A 17,745-nucleotide genomic window follows, 5' to 3' on the forward strand; every position below is an offset into this window, starting at 1 on the left:
CTTAAAGCGGCGCGAGTCTCTCAGCTTTGCCGCCAAGATGCGCCTTGAGCGCCATCTGGGCCAGGCTCGGCTGCCGGTCGCGATGCGTGATCATGGCAAATTCGCGCTTCGGCAGATCGACCGGCACAGAACGCAGGCTACCTTCGGCGACCGCGCGGGCGGCGACGAGTTCCGAGATGATGCTGGCGCCGGCGCCGGCCTCGACCGCCTGGCGAATAGCCTCATTACTCGGCAATACCAGGAATATCTGCAGGTCCGCGAACGAAATCCCGTCGCGTCGGGCAAGGTCCTCCAGCGCCTCGCGCGTGCCCGAACCGCCTTCGCGAATGATCCAGCGAAGCCCGCCAAGATCGGGATGTCCAGGCGAAACTTCCGCGATCTCAGGGTGCGAGCGCGCCACGACCAGCATCATGCGATCGATATCGACCTTGGCACGCCGCAAAATGTCGGATTCGGTGCGCCCCTCGACCAGGCCAAAATCGGCTGCGCCATCAAGTACATTGGTCTCGACCTGCCTGGTGTTGCCAATGCTCACGCTCAGCCTGACGGCAGGATAGGCTTCGTGGAAAGAGGCGAGCCGGCGCGGCAGCCAATAGCTGGCAATGGTCTGGCTGGCAGCGATCGAGAGACTGCCGGTGATCGTTTGCGAGACATGCTCCAGCACGTTGTGGGCGGCCGCAGCCCGCTCGAGGACCGCCTTGGCCTCGGGCAAGAATCGGCGTCCGGTTTCGGCGAGCTCGATGTTGCGGCCGACGCGGTTGAACAACTGGACGCCATGCTGCTGTTCGAGCGAGCGGATCGCGGCGGATGCGGCCGACTGTGAGATGCCCAGCAACTCGGCCGCTTTGGTCATGTGCGCCCGTTCGGCGACGGCGACGAAGATCCGCAACTGGTCCAGGGTCATTCCGACACTAAGAAGCAAATCCGATTGGAATTACAAGAGCAAGTTGTTAGACGGATCGGTCGCTTTGTTCTAAATTTTGGCTCGAAATTGGAAAAAAGTCGCGCCAGAGCAGTCGAGGGTAAAATTGGTGGGGCGGTTCAAATCCGTGTTTGCGCACTGGACCCGCAGCCTGCGGCGGCGGCTCTTGGGTGAACGCTATCGCCCGGAAGAGCATTACATGCGCGGCCCAGGCCCGAAGACGAGAGCCAAGTTCGCGGGGCGCAAGAGCATCACCGGATCATGACCAACAACCTGCTGCGCGGAGCTAATTCGGCACCATCACAACGGCCGCTTGCCGATACGCGAGCGCCCGCTGAACGCGACGGCGTCGATACTTCGCCTGATGTCTCCGACAGCATCGCCAAGACCACCTGCTATATGTGCGCCTGCCGCTGCGGCATCGACGTCCATATCAAAGATGGCAAGGTCCGCTACATCAACGGCAACAAGGATCATCCGGTCAATCGCGGCGTGCTGTGCGGCAAAGGCAGCGCCGGCATCATGCAGCATTACAGCCCGGCCCGGCTGACGAAACCATTGCTGCGCACCGGACTGCGCGGCTCGGGCGAGTTCCGCGAGATCGAGTGGGAGGAAGCTTTGTCGCTCGCGACAGAGCGGCTTTCGAACATCCGCCAGACCGATCCGAAGAAACTCGCCTTCTTCACCGGCCGCGACCAGTCGCAATCGCTGACCGGTTGGTGGGCGAGCCAGTTCGGCACGCCGAACTTCGCGGCCCATGGCGGTTTCTGCTCGGTGAACATGGCAGCCGGCGGCCTCTACACGATTGGCGGCTCGTTCTGGGAGTTCGGCGAGCCCGACTGGGACAACACCAAGTATTTCATGCTGTTCGGGGTTGCCGAAGACCATGATTCCAATCCGATCAAGATCGGCCTCGGCAAGCTCAAGGCGCGCGGCGCCAAGGTGGTTTCAATCAATCCCTGCCGCACCGGCTACAACGCGATTGCCGACGACTGGATCGGCATCCGGCCCGGCACCGACGGCCTGTTTGTGTTCGCCCTCATCCACGAATTGCTGAAGGCAGGGCGCGTCGATCTCGACTACCTCTTGCGCTACACCAACGCCCACATCCTGGTCATTCAGGAGCCTGGAGCCGCCGATGACGGGCTGTTCATGCGCGACGGCGACGGCAATCCGCTGGCTTGGGACAGGGTGGCGAAGACGCCTGTCGACGCCGGCGATACCGACGCAAAGCCCGCACTGACCGGCAGCGTTCTCGTCGACAGCCGCCGCTGCGTGCCGGTCTTCCAACTCGTCGCCGACCGCTATCTGGACGAGTGCTATTCACCCGACGCCGTCGCTGACCGGTGCGGCATCTCCGCCGACACGATCCGACGCATTGCTGCAGAACTCGCTCATGTCGCCTTCGAACAGCAAATCGAACTGCCGGTGGCCTGGACGGACTGGGCCGGCCGCCGGCACAAGACCATCAAGGGTCGGCCGATGTCGATGCATGCGATGCGCGGCATCTCGGCCCATTCGAACGGGTTTCACACTTGCCGCGCCATTCATCTGCTTCAGGTGCTTCTCGGCACGGTGGACGTGCCGGGCGGCTTCCGCTTCAAACCGCCTTATCCGCGGTCCGCGCCGCCGGGTCCAAAGCCCGCCGGCAAGAATGTGAAGCCGATGACACCGCTCGAAGGCATGCCGCTCGGCTTCGTCTGCGGACCTGAGGACCTGCTGATCGATGAAGGCAGCAGGCCTGTTCGTATCGACAAGGCATACTCCTGGGACGCGCCGCTGGCCGCTCATGGGCTCATGCACACGGTCATCCGTAACGCCTGGGCAGGCGATCCCTACAAGATCGACACTCTGTTCATGTACATGTCCAACATGGCCTGGAACTCGTCGATGAATACGGTCGAGACGATGGCGATGCTGACCGATATCGATGCGGCGGGCGAGTACAAGATCCCGTTCATCATCTATTCCGACGCTTATTATTCCGAGACCGTGCCCTTTGCCGATCTGGTGCTGCCGGACACGACCTATCTCGAGCGTCATGACTGTATCAGTCTGCTCGACCGGCCGATCAGCCACGCCGACGGTCCGGGCGACGCCATCCGCCATCCCGTCGTCGAGCCGGACCGCGACGTCAGGCCGTTCCAGACGGTGCTGATCGAACTCGGCGCGCGGCTCGGTCTGCCCGGTTTCGTCGATGACGACGGCTCCGCCAAATACCGCGACTATGCCGACTACATCGTCAATCACGAGCGTACGCCAGGTGTCGGTCCACTCGCCGGCTGGCGCGGCAAGGACGGGACCCTGGTCGGCAAGGGCGACGTCAATCCCGACCAGTTGCAGCGCTACATCGACAATGGCGGCTTCTGGCACCAGGATTTCGCCGCCGATCAGCGCTACTACAAGATGGCAAACCGCTCCTATCTCGACTTCGCCGAGAGCATGGGCTTCATCCCGAAAGCCGAGCCGATCGTGTTCCAACTCTATTCCGAGCCGATGCAGCGCTTCCGCCTGGCGGCGCGCGGCCATGGCCGGGTGCTGCCGCCGGAAGCCGAGCGTAGCCGCATCGAGACCTATATGGATCCGCTGCCGTTCTGGTATGCGCCCTTCGAAGAGACTGCGGTTGACAGCCAAGCCTATCCGCTGCACGCGCTGACGCAGCGGCCAATGCACATGTATCATTCCTGGGGCTCGCAGAATGCCTGGCTAAGGCAGATCACCAGCCAGAACCGGCTGTTCGTGCATCACCGGACCGCCGCCAGCCTCGGGCTTGTCGATAACGACTGGGTGTGGATCGAGAGCATCAACGGCAAGGTCAAAGGACAGATCAAGCTGGTCGACGGCGTCAACGCCGATACGGTGTGGACGTGGAATGCGATCGGCAAGCGTCGCGGCAGCTGGGGGCTCAAGGATGGCGCGGCCGAATCCAATCGCGGCTTCCTGCTCAACCACATCATCGGCGACCAGACCTCCGCCGATGCCAGCGGCAAACGCTATTCGAATTCCGATCCGGTGACCGGCCAGGCGGCGTGGTTCGACCTGCGCGTGCGCATCGTCAAATGCGCGGCCGAGGAAGGCGGCTTCACCGAGCCGCAGTTCGAGCGGTTCCGGCAGCCGCCGCATTTCGAACCCTCGCCTGACAAGCTCACTTTCGGCGCAGAGTTCCGCCGGGAAAGAGAAGCTGCCAGACCATGACCTGCCTTCCCGCCCAAACCGACAAGAAGCTCGGCCTGGTCATCGATCTCGACACCTGTGTCGGCTGTCAGGCCTGCGTCACCGCCTGCAAGGAATGGAACACCGGCGGCCACATGGCGCCGCTGACCGACATCGATCCGTATGGCGGCGACGCCGACGGGGTCTGGTTCAACCGCGTGCACAGCTATGAGCACATGACTGAGATGGGTGGGCGCACGGTCAATTTCCCGCGCTCCTGTCTGCATTGCGAGACACCGGCCTGTGTCACCGTATGTCCGACCGGCGCCTCCTACAAACGGGCCTCGGACGGCATTGTGCTGGTCGACGAGGACAAGTGCATTGGCTGCAAATTGTGCAGCTGGGCCTGCCCCTATGGCGCGCGCGAGTTCGACACCGATGTCGGCGTGATGAAGAAATGCACGCTGTGCGTCGACCGTATCTACAACAACAATCTGGCGGAAGAAGATCGCGTTCCGGCCTGCGTCGCTGCTTGCCCGACCAGCGCGCGGCATTTCGGCGATCTGGGCGATCCGGCATCGGCTATCTCGCAACTGGTGGCCGAGCGCGGCGGTGTCGATCTGATGCCGGAAATGGGCTATAAGCCGACCAACAAATATCTGCCGCCACGTGCCCACACCACCCGCGCCGCATCGGTGCCGGCGCCGGCGCTTGAAGCGGTGCGGGCCGAAGGCGGCTTCCTCGGCTGGGTCGACCGCATGCTTTCGAACTAACCCGCGTCTCATGCATCCAGCATTCTCCGTCGTCTTTTTCACCACCGCCACGGGCGCCGGTTACGGCCTGCTCGCACTACTTGGCGTGCTCGCCGGACAGGGCTTTATCCCGCCCGATTTCTGGCTTGGCCTCACCGGCATGGGGCTGGCGCTTGGCCTGATCTCGGCAGGCCTGCTGTCGTCGGCCGGCCATCTCGGCCGTCCCGAACGCGCCTGGCGTGCCTTCTCGCAATGGCGAAGCTCCTGGCTGTCACGCGAAGGCGTTGCGTCGGTTGCGACCTTCATGCCGGCGGGACTGTTCGGTATTGGCTGGGTGGTCCTCGGCCGTACGAGCGGCTGGGTGGCTGTCGCCGGGCTGCTCGCTGCCATCGGCGCGGTCGCAACCGTCTGCACCACCGGCATGATCTACGCGTCGTTGAAGCCTATCGCCCAATGGCACAGCCGCTTCACCCTGCCCGGCTATCTGATCTTTTCGGCAATGACCGGCTGCGTGCTGCTCAATGCGCTGCTGCAGGGTTTTGCCGTCGGCTCGAATACGCTTCTCGCGGCTGCCCTATTGCTGACCGTGCTCGGCTGGGGCTGGAAGCTGGCGACCTGGCGGTACAACGACCGGCTGGAAATCCCGACCACAGCCAACACGGCGACGGGTCTGGCCGGCGGCACGGTGCGGTCGATGGAATGGCCGCATACCGAGGAAAACTACTTGCTCAAGGAGATGGGCTTCCGCATCGCGCGCAAGCACAGCGTGCGGCTACGCCAGATCACGCAGGTGCTGGCCTTTGCTTTGCCTGCGTTGCTGTTGGTGGCGGCGTTCGCCCTGCCGTGGCCCTATGCGGCGGTTTCGTCGATGCTCGCCGCGATCGCCCAACTCGCCGGCATGCTGGTCGAGCGCTGGCTGTTCTTCGCCGAGGCCAAGCACACCGTCACTTTGTACTACGGCAGGTAGGTTCAGCCCGGCCTGAGCATCGCGTGGGAAATCGCGAAGATGCGTTCGGTGCCAAGCATGTAGGCCATCAGCGTTTCACGGCGGAACAGCCCGGCATAGGCGCGATCAAGCAGATTGAGCGAGCCGGTATAGGCGCCGAAGGCCGGCATGATCATGCGGCCGCCATCGCCGGCAAAGCAGCGCCGCCGCACCGAGCGGCCTTGCTGCACGATGCGGGCGCAAGGATGCAGATGGCCTGATATCTCGCCCTCCACCCTTACCGCCGAAGGCTCGTGCCGGAAGAGCAGAGAGCCGATGGCCAATTCGCGCACGGTCTCGCCGGGCAGGTCGGCCGGTGCTTCAGGATCATGATTGCCGGTGACCCAGAACCAGTCGCGCCCAACCATCAGGCCTTCCAGCCTTTCGCGAAAGCTTGCGTGCATGCGCGCAGCGCCGCCGCCATCGTGAAAACTGTCGCCCAGGCTGATGACGATCGAAGGTTGGTAGTCGGCGATTACCGCTTGCAAGCGGAGTAACGTGGCTCCGGTGTCGTAAGGGGGAACCAGCGTGCCGCGCCTGGCCAGCGAGGAGCCTTTTTCCAGATGCAGGTCGGACACGGCCAGAAGCCGGAATTCGGGAAAGTAGAGCACGCCGCGGCGGTCGCAGACCGCGCGTTCGCCGGCGATATCGACAGAACCCACCTCCGCCAGAGGTGCAGCCATGGCCAGCGCGACAGTCATTTCGTCCCCATGGCCTCCTCGACCAGCGTGGCTGCATCCATCAGCAGCGTGTCATCGGCCTCGCCGTGCACAGGCATTTTGCCGATCTCGAGCATGATCGGCACGGCGAGCGGCGATATCTGCTCGAGGTTCTTATGCATGATTCGGCCCTGGACGCGCGAGAGCATCTCGGCAAGTCTGCTGACATCCAGCAGACCGGTCGCGGCGTCGGCACGCGTCGCCTGCAGCAGGATATGGTCAGGCTCATGGCTGCGCAGCACGTCGTAGATGAGATCCGTCGACACGGTCACCTGGCGGCCGCTCTTCTCTTGGCCCGGGTGGCGTTTCTCGATTAATCCCGAGATCAGCGCGCAATTGCGAAAGGTGCGCTTCAACAACCAACTGCCGGCGAGCCAAGCTTCGAGGTCGTCGCCCAGCATGTCCTCATCGAAGAGCGCTGCCAGCGACGGTTTCTTCGCCCTGAACATCCGGCCCATATCGGCAAGCGACCATATGGCAAGCGCATAGTCTGTGGCGACGAAGCCGAGCGGCTTGGCTCCCGCCCTGTCGAGGCGGCGGGTGAGCAGCATGCCGAGCGTCTGGTGCGCCAGCCTGCCCTCGAACGGATAGGCCACCAGATAGTAGCGGTTGCCGCGCGGAAAAGTCTCGATCAGCAGATCGTCGCGTTTCGGCAGCACCGACTTGTCGGCCTGGAAACGAAGCCAGTCGGCGACCTGCTCCGGCAGCTTCTTCCAGCGCTGCGGATCGTCCAGCATGGCGCGGACCTGTTCGGCCAGGTACGTCGAAAGCGGGAATTTGCCACCGCCGTAATACGGGACCTTGGCGTCGCTGCCGGGTGCATTCGAGACAAAGCACTCATTCTCGCGGATACCTTCGAAGCGCAGCACCTTGCCGGCGAACATGAAGGTGTCGCCATGCGTCAGCGTTTCGAGGAACGCCTCCTCGATCTTGCCCAGAACCCGGCCGCCACGCGAAGCCGCGCCTCTGCTGCCGGCCTGGACGTAGCGGACGTTGAGCGCCGGCACTTCGATGATGGTGCCGACATTGAGCCGGTATTGCTGGGCGACGCGAGGATTTGAGACCCGCCACAGCCCGTCCTTGTTCAACCGGATGCGGGCATAGCGCTCGTAGTTCTTCAGCGCATAGCCGCCAGTGGCGACGAAATCGATGACGCGATCGAATGTCGGCCGATCGAGATTGGCGTAGGGTGCTGCCGTCCGCACTTCCCCAAACAGCGCATCGGCATGGAACGGCGCACCGCAGGCACAGCCCAGCACGTGCTGCGCCAGCACGTCGAGCCCGCCATTGACCAGCGGCGGCGTATCCTGGGCACCGAGATAATTGGCATCGAGCGCCGCCCTGCATTCCAGCACCTCGAAGCGGTTGGCCGGAATCAGGATCGCCTTGGACGGCTCGTCCATACGGTGGTTGGCGCGGCCGATGCGCTGCGCCAGCCGGCTGGCACCTTTCGGCGCGCCGACATGGACGACCAGGTCGACATCGCCCCAGTCGATGCCGAGGTCGAGCGTCGAGGTGGCGACGATCGCACGCAAGGCATTCTCGCCCATCGCCTTTTCGACGCGCCGGCGCTGGGCGACATCGAGCGAACCGTGATGCAGCGCGATCGGCAAGGTGTCCTCGTTGACCCGCCACAACTCCTGGAACAGCAGCTCCGCCTGGCTGCGTGTGTTGACGAACAGCAGGGTTGTCTTGTGGCGCTTGATCTCGTTGTAGATCTCCGGCGTTGCATAGCGGGCCGAATGTCCCGCCCACGGCACGCGCTCCTCCGAATCGAGAATGGAGATGTCGGGCTTGGCGCCGCCGGTGACGACGATCAGGTCGGCCATCGGCCCTGGTGGATTCTGGCTGACCAGCCACCGCCGCAATTCGTCGGGCTCGGCGACCGTCGCCGACAGGCCTATCGTCTGGAGGGCCGGCACAAACGAGCGCAGCCGGGCCAGCCCGAGCGACAGGAGATGCCCGCGCTTCGAGGTCACCAGCGAATGCAATTCGTCGAGCACGACATAGCGCAGGTCCTCGAAGAAGCGCCTGGCATCGGGCGCGGCAATCAGCAGGGCCAATTGCTCGGGCGTGGTCAGGAGAATGTCGGGCGGCGCCAGCTTCTGCCGCTGGCGCTTGTGTGCGGGCGTGTCACCGGTGCGCGTCTCGACGGTGACCGGCAGCCCGATTTCTGCGACGGGTTTGCCGAGATTGCGCTCGATGTCGACGGCCAGCGCCTTCAGCGGCGAGATGTAGAGTGTATGGATGCCTCGATGCGCCTGCCCCGGCCTTATCCTCGGTCGGCCGGCCAGTTCGGTCAGCGATGGCAAGAACCCGGCCAGCGTCTTGCCGGCGCCGGTCGGGGCGATCAGCAATACCGACTGCCCGTCCTGGGCTTTGGCCAGCAAATCGATCTGGTGAGCGCGCGGCGACCAGCCCTTTTCCGCAAACCATTTGACGAATGGCTCGGGCAGGACGACGGCGGCATTCTGTTGGGCAAGGCGCGGCTGCTCTGTCACGTGCCAGAGGTAGCGCGGCGACGCGCAATCGCCAAGCAGAATCAGAACAAAAGGTGATCGATTCGCGTTATGGCCGGCGAAACCCGGTCGGGCCGCCATAGAGATAACCGATACGGGCGACCGCCTCCCTCATTCCTTCGCGCGACACCAGCATGGTGTGGCCGTTGGCGTGGATCATGGTCTCCGGATCCGTCATGATCGCGACGTGGCCTTTCCAGAAGACCAGGTCGCCGCGCCGCAACCCGGCAAAATCCGGCCCGGGATCGAGCGGTTCGCCGACGGTCGCCGCCTGCATGTCGGTGTCGCGCAGCACTTGCCTGCCAGCCATGTGCATTGCAAGTTGCACGAGACCGGAACAATCGATGCCGAATCCGGAGACGCCACCCCACAGGTAGGGCGTGCCGAGAAACGACTCGGCGACCGCGACGTAGTCGGGGGCAAACTCGGCGACAGGCCTGAGATGACCCGAGATGACCGCCTGGCCGGACGGCAGCAGAGCATAATGCGTGCCGCGCGTTTCCGCTGAGCCCGTCACCGCCACCAATGACCCCATCGAGAGCTCCCCGCTCACCGGGAACCGCAAATCCGGTCCCGGATACAGGAAAGTGCGCGGCACCGAGACAACATGCGTGGCCGCATGATCCCGACCGCCCAGCACAGTGTCGGCGACATAGCCGACGTAGCCGTCGCGCTCGGCCTGTATCCAGGCCCAGCCCCCAACGTCCTCGAAGACGAGGACGTCTTCGCCGAACAGAAGCTGGGTATCGACGCCGGCGTCCGGCCGCGGCGCCCTGCGGATGTCAGCGACGGAGGCTGATATGCGAGCCGGCCGGCCGGCGACGAAACGGTCGGCGGAAACCTCGCCTTTCAGCCTGGCGTCGGCGAGATCGGAGCGGAAGGCATGGAGGCGGGCATCCCTGGCGGTCAAATCGGCAACTCGTTCAAATGGGCAACTCTTGGGCTCTGGCAATGATAACATCGCCAAAGCGCTCGACAAAGAGCGCGCCTTCTACTGTGCGCCTGACCAGCACGTTGCGCTTGTCGAGCTCGTCGCGGTGGCGCGACACCAGTTTCAGCGCCCCCATCGTATCGAGCGCACGGGTGATCACCGGCTTGGTGACGTTGAGGCGGGCGGCTAACCCCCGCACCGTGTGTGGCGGTGGATCGAGATAGATGGTGAACAGGATCGCCGTCTGGCGCATGGTGAGATCGGGCGCGTCGTCACGCACCTCGGATAACACCACCTGTTGCCATAGTCGCAAGGCCTGGCTTGGACGCATGATAATCGACATCCGTCCAGCATGACTGAAAATTGTTTCGGTTCCGTTTCAGTCAATACCTTCGTCGGCTATGCCCGAGAATCAACCGTAGCGGTTCGAAATGGCCTGCTCCAGCGCCCGGATGCCTTGCGCTTCGCCACCGGCAAGACCGTGCGGGCGGTCGGACGGGTTCCAGGCGTAGATGTCGACATGCGCCCAGCCGGCGGTCTTTTCCACGAAGCGCTTCAGGAAAAGCGCCGCGGTGATCGAGCCGGCGAAACCGTCTGACGTGACATTGTTGATGTCGGCCACCTTCGACGCCAGCTTGGCGTCATAGGGCTTCCACAACGGCATGCGCCATAACGGATCCTCGACCGCAACGGAGGCGTCCGCCAGCTCGGATGCAAGCGCCTCGTCACCGGTGTAGAACGGCGGCAGGTCGGGACCGAGCGCAACACGGGCAGCGCCTGTCAGCGTCGCCATATCGACCAGCATCTGCGGCTCTTCGTCATCGGCCAAGGCCAAGGCATCGGCGAGTACCAGCCGTCCTTCGGCGTCGGTGTTGCCGATTTCGACGGTGATGCCCTTGCGGCTCACCAGCACGTCGCCTGGCCGGAAGGCGTTGCCGGCTATCGAATTCTCGACAGCCGGGATGAGCACGCGTAGCCGGACCTTCAGCCCGGTGGCCATAATCATGGAAGCGAGGCCCAGCACGTTGGCAGCGCCGCCCATGTCCTTCTTCATCAAAAGCATGCCCGAGGACGGCTTGATGTCGAGACCGCCTGTATCGAAGCAGACGCCCTTGCCGACCAGCGTTATCCTGGGGGCATTGTTCGGCCCCCAAATCATGTCGATCAGGCGCGGCGCGTCGGCAGATGCCCGACCGACGGCGTGGATCATCGGAAAGTTGGCGGTAAGAAGATCGTCGCCTTTGGTCACCGATATTTCGGCCTTGTGCGTCGCGGCCAAGGTCCGGGCGGCTTTTTCCAGCTGGCCGGGGCCCATATCGCTGGTCGGCGTGTTGACCAGATCGCGCGCCAGGAAAATGCCATTGGCGATGCGGCGGATGCGGGCAGCGTCGGTGCCTGCCGGCAGCGCGAAGCGAAGGCTCTTGCCTGGCTTCTTGCCGTAGCGGGTGAAGACATAGCCGCCGAGCGCCACGGCGAGTGCCGTAAGCTCCGGCTTGGCGGGTGCCGACGCAAAACGCCAGTCGCCCGCGGGCAAGGCTCTCGCCAGTGCGCCGACGGCCAGTGCGCCCTCGTCATCACCGGTGCCGAACAGGGCTCCGGCAATCGCGCCGTTGTCGCCAGGCACGATCAGCGTCCTGCCAGCTTCGCCGGAGAAGCCGTTGGCCTTGGCCCAGGCGACCGAGGATGGCGCAAGGCCCGCTGCCGCCAGAGCATCCTTCGCCACCAGATGGACCGGCAGCGCATTGCTCAATTCTTTCTCGACGAGTTCGACAGGCATTCGCTGGTCTCCGGGTTTTCCGAGTCGGCGTTTCTTAACTCTCCGTTAGGGTTAACAGAATATTTCTGCGGGAGGGAAGATGACCACGCAAATGGTCACGCGATGAACGGAGCCTTGGTGCCGATGCTGACCAACCGCAGGATGAACGCCAGCGCAAACAGGCTGATCAGCACGGCGTTGATGATGGCGCTTGCCGCAGGCGTCGCTGGCTGCGGAACCAGCAAATTGACGACTGGTTCGATTTCTCGTCCAAGCGGCAGGCCGCTGGAAACAATGTCGGCGGGCGAACTGCACAACGCTACGATGGCGCTCGGCCAGTCCTATTCGAAAAACCCCGGCGACAAGCGCATCGCGACAAATTATGCCGCGGCGCTGCAGATGGACGGCGACGCAGACCAATCGCTTGCGGTGATGCGCAAGCTGGCTATCGCCTTGCCGAAGGACCGCGACGTGCTCGCCGCCTATGGCAAGGCGCTTGCCGCCAACGGACAGTTCGAACCGGCTCTCGATGCCGTGCGCCGCGCGCAGACCCCTGAATATCCTGATTGGAAACTGGTGTCGGCGGAAGCTGCCATTCTCGACCAGCTGGGCCAAAAGGACGAGGCGCGCCAAGGCTATCGCAAGGCGCTTGACCTCAGGCCGAACGAACCGTCGATCCTTTCCAATCTCGGCATGTCGTACGTGCTGGAAGGTGATTTGCGCACGGCCGAAACCTATATGCGCTCGGCCGCCCAGCAGCCGAATGCAGATAGCCGCGTTCGCCAGAACCTGGCGCTGGTCGTCGGTCTGCAAGGCCGTTTCGACGAGGCTGAGAAGATCGCCTCGCAAGAGCTGTCGCCGGATCAGGCGCAGGCTAACGTCGCCTACCTTCGCCAGATGCTGGCGCAGCAGAATGCCTGGAGCCAGCTCAAGGACCAGGACAAGGCAAAGCCCGCCACCAACTGACCGGCTCGGGCGCCGAACCGGCGCACGAATTCCGCAACATGTCCAACGCAAAGAGCCGCGCTGCACCGGCAGCGTGGCTGAATCGTATCAGCGTTTCTGGCAAGGCCGCTGGTGCTACTCGCTGCTGGATTTCGGCTGGTCGCCGAAGATGCCGCGCTGGCTCACCTGGATGCCGGCGGGACCAAGAATGATGGCGAACAGTACCGGCAGGAAGAACAGGATCATCGGCACGGTGAGCTTCGGCGGCAGCGCGGCCGCCTTCTTCTCGGCGGCATTCATGCGCATGTCGCGGCTCTCACTGGCAAGCACCCGCAACGCATGCGCCACGGGCGTGCCGTAGCGCTCGGCCTGAACCAGCGCCTGGGACACCGACCTGACGGATTCCAGGCCAGTTCGGCTTGCAAGGTTCTCGTAGGCCTGCTTGCGCTCCTGCAGATAGGAAAGCTCGGCGTTGGTCAGGATGAATTCTTCCGCCAATGCCACCGATTGCGCGCCGATCTCATCGGCGACTTTGCGAAGCGCCGCTTCCACCGACATACCGGACTCGACACATATCAGCATCAGGTCGAGCGCGTCCGGCCACGCCATCTGAATCGACTGCTTGCGCTTGGTAGCGCGGTTGTTGACGTAGAGCACCGGCGCGTAGAACCCCGCATAGGCAACCACGACGCACACGAACAGCTTCACGAAAAACGGCTGCTCGGGCAATCCGCCGAGCACGAACAGATACATCGCCGCCAATGCAAAGCCGATGAAGGGCAGGACGAGACGGAAGAAAAGGAAGCGCGTCAGCGGATTTTGCCCGCGAAAACCCGCCACTTTCAATTTTTGCAAGGTACCTTCATCCGCCAGCGCACGCCTGAGATCCAGGCGATCGACAATATTGCGCATGCCGACCGACTGTTCTTCGCGCAGGCCCTTGCGGCGGCGGTCGGCTTCGATTGCCAGCCGCGCCCGCTGCTTGGCGCGCAGCTCATCGCGCTCCAGCGCCACGGATTTCATGCGCGCCTTGAGCTGGTTCCCGCCAAAGGCGGGCAGCAGTGTGAAGACGGTCGCAAACACCGCTATGCCGACCAGCAGTGCGATCAGCAGGGACGGATCGGTGAGAGTTCTGACGACGTGATCGGTCATACGCGAGTCCTAAACTTCGAAATTCATCATCTTGCGCATTACCAGGATGCCCATCGACATCCAGATGCCGGAACAACCGAGGATCAGATGGCCGGTGCTGGTGGTGAAGAGGGGCATGATGTAGTTCGGGCTCGTCAAATAGACGAGACAGGCGACGACGAAAGGCAACGCGCCGATGATCACGGCGGATGCCTTGGCTTCCATGGACAACGCCTGGACCTTGGCTTTCATTTTCTTGCGATCGCGAAGCACGCGCGAAAGATTGCCCAGCGCTTCGGAAAGATTGCCGCCGGCCTGAGACTGGATCTGGATGACGATGCCGAAGAAGCTCGCCTCGGTGCACGGCATCGTTTCTGGCATGCGCATGGCCGCGTCGGGGATCGACAAACCCATTTGCTGCGAATCGACGATGCGACGGAACTCGGTCTTGACCGGCTCGGGGGATTCGTTGGCGATCAAGCGCACGGCATCGTTCAGCGGCAGGCCGGATTTTACCGCACGCACAATGATATCGAGCGCGTTCGGAAATTCGTTGAGGAACGCCTTGACGCGGCGCCCGCGGCGAAACGAGACGAACCAGCGTGGCAGACCCAAGACGCCGACCAGCAGTGCAGCCGGCCAGACCAGCAGCGGTGCGCCGATGAAATAGATAAGAGCCGTCAAGACGACGCCGCAGACCGCCGAGTAGACATAAAAGCGCTCGAGCGAGATCTTCATGCCGGCCTGACGGATTTGGATCTTCAGCGGTGGTTTTTTGACCAGGCTCTGATTGGACTTTTGCTTTTGATCGAGATCCTTCAGCGAATCCTGGACGGACTTGCGACGCTTGGCCGCTTCCGCGACGCGATCGCGCGAAGCCTTGACGACGGAACGATCCGTCTCGGCGGTCTTGATCGATTCAAGCCGCTTGCCGACCTGCTTCTCGGTGCTGATCCGGTTGAACAGGAAAGCATAGGCCACAGCGCCGGCGCTGAAGCCGGCGAGCACGACGAATGCCAATACGGTGCCGTCAATTCCGAACATCGATCCTGGCCCCCACGTTTCCGGACGGATCAGTCAGCGCGCTTCTCCATTGCCTCGAGCGCAACGGCGAGGCGCTGCTCCTCACCGTAGTAGCGGGCGCGCTCCCAGAAATGCGGACGGCCGATGCCGGTCGACACGTGCTCGCCCAGCAGCCTGCCGTTCGCGTCCTCGCCCTTGATGTTATAAAGAACGATGTCCTGGGTGATGATGACGTCGCCCTCCATGCCGATCACCTCGGTGATGTGGGTGATGCGCCGCGATCCGTCGCGCAGGCGTGCAGCCTGTATGATCACGTCGACGGAGCCGACGATGATTTCGCGCACGGTTTTTTGCGGCAGCGTGTAGCCGCCCATGGCGATCATCGACTCTATACGGTTGAGGCATTCGCGCGGGCTGTTCGAGTGGATCGTTCCCATCGAGCCGTCATGGCCAGTGTTCATCGCCTGCAGCAGGTCGAACACTTCGGGTCCGCGCACTTCGCCGACGATAATGCGTTCGGGCCGCATGCGCAGACAGTTCTTGACCAGGTCGCGCATGGTCACTTCGCCCTCGCCTTCGAGGTTGGGCGGGCGGGTTTCGAGACGCACCACATGCGGCTGCTGCAATTGCAGCTCAGCCGAGTCCTCGCAGGTGATGACGCGTTCCTCCCGGTCGATATAGTTGGTCAGGCAATTGAGCAGCGTCGTTTTGCCCGAGCCGGTTCCGCCCGAGATGACGATGTTGCAACGGACACGGCCGATGATCTTGAGAATCTCGGCCCCTTGCGGCGAAATCGAGCCGAACTTGACCAACTGATCGAGCGTCAGCTTGTCCTTCTTGAACTTGCGGATGGTAAGTGCGGTGCCGTCAATAGCCAAGGGCGGTGCGATGACGTTGACACGCGAGCCATCAGGAAGACGCGCATCGCAGATCGGGCTTGATTCATCGACGCGGCGGCCGACCTGGCTGACGATACGCTGGCAGATGTTGAGGAGCTGCTGGTTATCACGGAACCGGATGCCGGTCTGCTCGACCTTGCCGTTGACTTCGATGTAGACGTTCTTGGAGCCGTTGACCATGATGTCGGCAATATCGTCGCGCGCAAGCAGTGGCTCCAGCGGCCCGTAGCCCAAAACGTCGTTGCAGATGTCCTCGAGAAGCTCTTCCTGCTCGGCGATGGACATCGCGAAATTCTTGATCGCGATGATGTCGTTGACGATGTCGCGGATTTCCTCGCGCGCGCTTTCGGGATCGAGCTTGGCCAGCTGCGACAGGTCGATCGTGTCGATCAGTGCGGCGAAGACCTGGCTTTTGGTGTCGTAGTAGGTTTCGCTCTTTTGGCGCTGGATAGTTTTCGGCTCCGGCGCCAATGGCGGCGGCTCGACTGCACGGCGAACCTGCGCTGCAGGCGCGCCGGACGGCGGCAGCGTCGCGGGTCTGGCAGCTATAGCCGCTTCCATGGGGTTCGCGGCAGCCGGCGCAGCAGCTGCGGGTGCGGGCTGACGGAATTCCGGGATGGTCCGGTTGCCGTCATCGCTGCCTCTTTTACCAAACATGATCGCTTACCAATTCCACCGCTGAGGCATCACTTCTTGTTGCGCGAAAGCTTGCCTATCAGGTTGCCGAGGCCAGCCTTTTTCTTCACCTTGATTTCGCTGCGCCCTGTCAGCACATGGGCGATCTCGTTGATCGTGGCGACGACCGGACTCTTGGCATCCATTTCACCAAGCATACGTCCGTTATTGGCAGCATTTCCGAACAAAAGCGGCTCGAACGGGATGACTGACATCGGCGAAAGGCCGAGGGATTCGGAGAAGTCGGACGGCGTAATCTCGGGACGCTTCGGCACACCGGCCTGGTTGATCACAAGCTTTGGCGCAGGATCGTTCGGACGAAGCCGCTTCAGCATGTCGACCAGGTTCTTCGTGTTGCGCAGATTGGCCAGTTCGGGCGTCGCCGTGATGACGATCTCATCGGCCTTGACCAGCGTGTTCTTGGTCCAGCCCGCCCACAAGTGGGGAACATCGAGCACGAGGAGCGGCGCGCTACGCTGGGCTATGTCGATAAGCTGGGTGAAAGCGTCGGGATCGAAATCGTAGACCCGCTCCAGGGTCGAAGGGGCCGCAAGCAGCGACAGGTGCTCGGCGCATTGGGCGAGCAGTCGGTCGAGATAGACCTCGTCGACACGTTCCGGCGAGAAGACCGCCTCGGCAATGCCTTGGGCCGGGTCCTGGTCGAAGTTGATATTGGCCGTTCCGAAGGCGAGGTCGAGATCGGCGACAACCACTTCGGATTTGAAAAGGGACGACATGGCCCAGGCCACATTATGGGCTATGGTCGAGGAGCCGACGCCGCCCTTGGCGCCGATGAACGCAATCGAGCGGCCGATCGGCTCAGCTTCCGGATCAACGAAGATCGAAGACACCACGCTGACGATGTCGGCCATCGATACGGGCGCGATGACATATTCGGAGATGCCCGAACGAATGAGTTCGCGATACAGGCCGACATCGTTGTAGTGGCCGACAACCACCACCTTGGAGGTCGGGTCACAATGCTCGGAGAGCTGGGCGAGTTGTTCAAGCAACAGCTTCGGCTCGCTGCGGGATTCAAGCAGGATCAGGTTCGGTGTCGGCGCCGACTGATAGAATTCGATAGCGGTGGGGATGCCCCCCATATGCACCTTCAGATGGGCCTTGGCCATGCGGCGATCCTCGCCGGCGCGCTCGACCGGATTGGCTACGCCTTCGGTCTCGCAAAATGCCTGGATCGAAATGCGCGGGATCGGCCGCAACGCCTGCATCGCGGCAATATCCTGCTCCGAGGTTTCGCCGCCCGGTACCTCTGTGTCATAGGCAAGATTGCTCATTGTCATCACTTTCCGTGACTTGCGCGGCTTAGAGTTTGTT

14 protein-coding genes are annotated in these 17,745 nt (G+C 62.9%); 4 read left to right on the plus strand and 10 right to left on the minus strand.

Annotated features, from left to right (window positions below; translation table 11 throughout):
- Window position 1: 1 nt before the first annotated feature.
- Window positions 2-904 carry a LysR substrate-binding domain-containing protein gene (locus NKJ12_RS09100; RefSeq protein WP_352506168.1) on the minus strand — a complete coding sequence of 301 codons (903 nt, stop codon included), beginning with the start codon at window positions 902-904 and terminating at the stop codon, window positions 2-4.
- A 279-nt stretch (window positions 905-1,183) separates the two neighbouring features.
- Between NKJ12_RS09100 and NKJ12_RS09105 the strand changes: the two genes are divergently transcribed.
- From NKJ12_RS09105 to NKJ12_RS09115, 3 genes are read left to right on the plus strand one after another with little or no spacing between them, the layout of a single operon-like run.
- Window positions 1,184-4,117 (plus strand): molybdopterin oxidoreductase family protein, encoded by a 2,934-nt coding sequence (locus NKJ12_RS09105; RefSeq protein WP_352506167.1) that lies wholly within the window; start codon window positions 1,184-1,186, stop codon window positions 4,115-4,117.
- A complete protein-coding gene (locus NKJ12_RS09110; RefSeq protein ID WP_352506166.1) occupies window positions 4,114-4,848 on the plus strand; it encodes a 4Fe-4S dicluster domain-containing protein in 735 nt (244 codons plus the stop codon). The genes NKJ12_RS09105 and NKJ12_RS09110 overlap by 4 nt, the downstream gene beginning before the upstream one ends.
- A 10-nt stretch (window positions 4,849-4,858) precedes the next feature.
- Window positions 4,859-5,794: a dimethyl sulfoxide reductase anchor subunit family protein gene (locus tag NKJ12_RS09115; RefSeq protein WP_352506165.1), complete on the plus strand. Its 936-nt coding sequence runs from the start codon at window positions 4,859-4,861 to the stop codon at window positions 5,792-5,794.
- Window positions 5,795-5,796: 2 nt separating this feature from the next.
- Here NKJ12_RS09115 and pdeM read toward each other — a convergent pair whose 3' ends face one another.
- From pdeM to NKJ12_RS09140, 5 genes are all read right to left on the minus strand, one after another.
- A complete protein-coding gene (pdeM, locus tag NKJ12_RS09120) occupies window positions 5,797-6,513 on the minus strand; it encodes a ligase-associated DNA damage response endonuclease PdeM (RefSeq protein ID WP_352506163.1) in 717 nt (238 codons plus the stop codon).
- Window positions 6,510-9,032, minus strand: coding sequence for a ligase-associated DNA damage response DEXH box helicase (locus NKJ12_RS09125; RefSeq protein WP_352702300.1), 2,523 nt, complete (start codon window positions 9,030-9,032; stop codon window positions 6,510-6,512). The genes pdeM and NKJ12_RS09125 overlap by 4 nt, the downstream gene beginning before the upstream one ends.
- Before the next feature lie 67 nt (window positions 9,033-9,099).
- Window positions 9,100-10,011, minus strand: coding sequence for a C40 family peptidase (locus tag NKJ12_RS09130; protein ID WP_502896125.1), 912 nt, complete (start codon window positions 10,009-10,011; stop codon window positions 9,100-9,102).
- Window positions 9,974-10,324 (minus strand): MarR family winged helix-turn-helix transcriptional regulator, encoded by a 351-nt coding sequence (locus NKJ12_RS09135; protein WP_023676939.1) that lies wholly within the window; start codon window positions 10,322-10,324, stop codon window positions 9,974-9,976. Before NKJ12_RS09135 ends, NKJ12_RS09130 begins: the two co-directional genes overlap by 38 nt.
- Before the next feature lie 69 nt (window positions 10,325-10,393).
- Complete coding sequence (locus NKJ12_RS09140) at window positions 10,394-11,758, minus strand: leucyl aminopeptidase family protein (protein WP_352506160.1); 1,365 nt, start codon at window positions 11,756-11,758, stop codon at window positions 10,394-10,396.
- Between the two features lie 123 nt (window positions 11,759-11,881).
- Between NKJ12_RS09140 and NKJ12_RS09145 the strand changes: the two genes are divergently transcribed.
- Window positions 11,882-12,703 (plus strand): tetratricopeptide repeat protein, encoded by an 822-nt coding sequence (locus NKJ12_RS09145; protein WP_352702543.1) that lies wholly within the window; start codon window positions 11,882-11,884, stop codon window positions 12,701-12,703.
- Between the two features lie 114 nt (window positions 12,704-12,817).
- Here NKJ12_RS09145 and NKJ12_RS09150 read toward each other — a convergent pair whose 3' ends face one another.
- Genes NKJ12_RS09150 through NKJ12_RS09165 form a run of 4 tightly spaced genes read right to left on the minus strand, consistent with a single transcriptional unit; the run spans window position 12,818 to window position 17,705 of the window.
- Window positions 12,818-13,834 carry a type II secretion system F family protein gene (locus NKJ12_RS09150; protein WP_352702302.1) on the minus strand — a complete coding sequence of 339 codons (1,017 nt, stop codon included), beginning with the start codon at window positions 13,832-13,834 and terminating at the stop codon, window positions 12,818-12,820.
- 9 nt (window positions 13,835-13,843) lie between these two features.
- Window positions 13,844-14,857 carry a type II secretion system F family protein gene (locus NKJ12_RS09155; protein ID WP_352702304.1) on the minus strand — a complete coding sequence of 338 codons (1,014 nt, stop codon included), beginning with the start codon at window positions 14,855-14,857 and terminating at the stop codon, window positions 13,844-13,846.
- Between the two features lie 29 nt (window positions 14,858-14,886).
- Entirely contained in the window at window positions 14,887-16,392 is a 1,506-nt protein-coding gene (locus tag NKJ12_RS09160; protein ID WP_352475953.1) for a TadA family conjugal transfer-associated ATPase, read from the minus strand.
- Window positions 16,393-16,421: 29 nt separating this feature from the next.
- Window positions 16,422-17,705, minus strand: coding sequence for a CpaE/TadZ family protein (locus tag NKJ12_RS09165; RefSeq protein WP_254816295.1), 1,284 nt, complete (start codon window positions 17,703-17,705; stop codon window positions 16,422-16,424).
- Between the last annotated feature and the right edge of the window lie 40 nt (window positions 17,706-17,745).

The organism is Mesorhizobium sp. M0195 (assembly GCF_040322115.1).
In the GTDB taxonomy this organism is placed as follows: Bacteria; Pseudomonadota; Alphaproteobacteria; order Rhizobiales; family Rhizobiaceae; genus Mesorhizobium.

What these genes read in the sequence shown, in the direction of transcription:
- NKJ12_RS09100 (WP_352506168.1), bottom strand. Translation starts at nt 904, where the DNA reads ATGACCCTGGACCAGTTGCGGATCTTCGTCGCCGTCGCCGAACGGGCG.
- NKJ12_RS09105 (WP_352506167.1), top strand. Translation starts at nt 1,184, where the DNA reads ATGACCAACAACCTGCTGCGCGGAGCTAATTCGGCACCATCACAACGG.
- NKJ12_RS09110 (WP_352506166.1), top strand. Translation starts at nt 4,114, where the DNA reads ATGACCTGCCTTCCCGCCCAAACCGACAAGAAGCTCGGCCTGGTCATC.
- NKJ12_RS09115 (WP_352506165.1), top strand. Translation starts at nt 4,859, where the DNA reads ATGCATCCAGCATTCTCCGTCGTCTTTTTCACCACCGCCACGGGCGCC.
- pdeM (WP_352506163.1), bottom strand. Translation starts at nt 6,513, where the DNA reads ATGACTGTCGCGCTGGCCATGGCTGCACCTCTGGCGGAGGTGGGTTCT.
- NKJ12_RS09130 (WP_502896125.1), bottom strand. Translation starts at nt 10,011, where the DNA reads ATGTTATCATTGCCAGAGCCCAAGAGTTGCCCATTTGAACGAGTTGCC.
- NKJ12_RS09135 (WP_023676939.1), bottom strand. Translation starts at nt 10,324, where the DNA reads ATGTCGATTATCATGCGTCCAAGCCAGGCCTTGCGACTATGGCAACAG.
- NKJ12_RS09140 (WP_352506160.1), bottom strand. Translation starts at nt 11,758, where the DNA reads ATGCCTGTCGAACTCGTCGAGAAAGAATTGAGCAATGCGCTGCCGGTC.
- NKJ12_RS09145 (WP_352702543.1), top strand. Translation starts at nt 11,882, where the DNA reads ATGCTGACCAACCGCAGGATGAACGCCAGCGCAAACAGGCTGATCAGC.
- NKJ12_RS09150 (WP_352702302.1), bottom strand. Translation starts at nt 13,834, where the DNA reads ATGACCGATCACGTCGTCAGAACTCTCACCGATCCGTCCCTGCTGATC.
- NKJ12_RS09155 (WP_352702304.1), bottom strand. Translation starts at nt 14,857, where the DNA reads ATGTTCGGAATTGACGGCACCGTATTGGCATTCGTCGTGCTCGCCGGC.
- NKJ12_RS09160 (WP_352475953.1), bottom strand. Translation starts at nt 16,392, where the DNA reads ATGTTTGGTAAAAGAGGCAGCGATGACGGCAACCGGACCATCCCGGAA.
- NKJ12_RS09165 (WP_254816295.1), bottom strand. Translation starts at nt 17,705, where the DNA reads ATGAGCAATCTTGCCTATGACACAGAGGTACCGGGCGGCGAAACCTCG.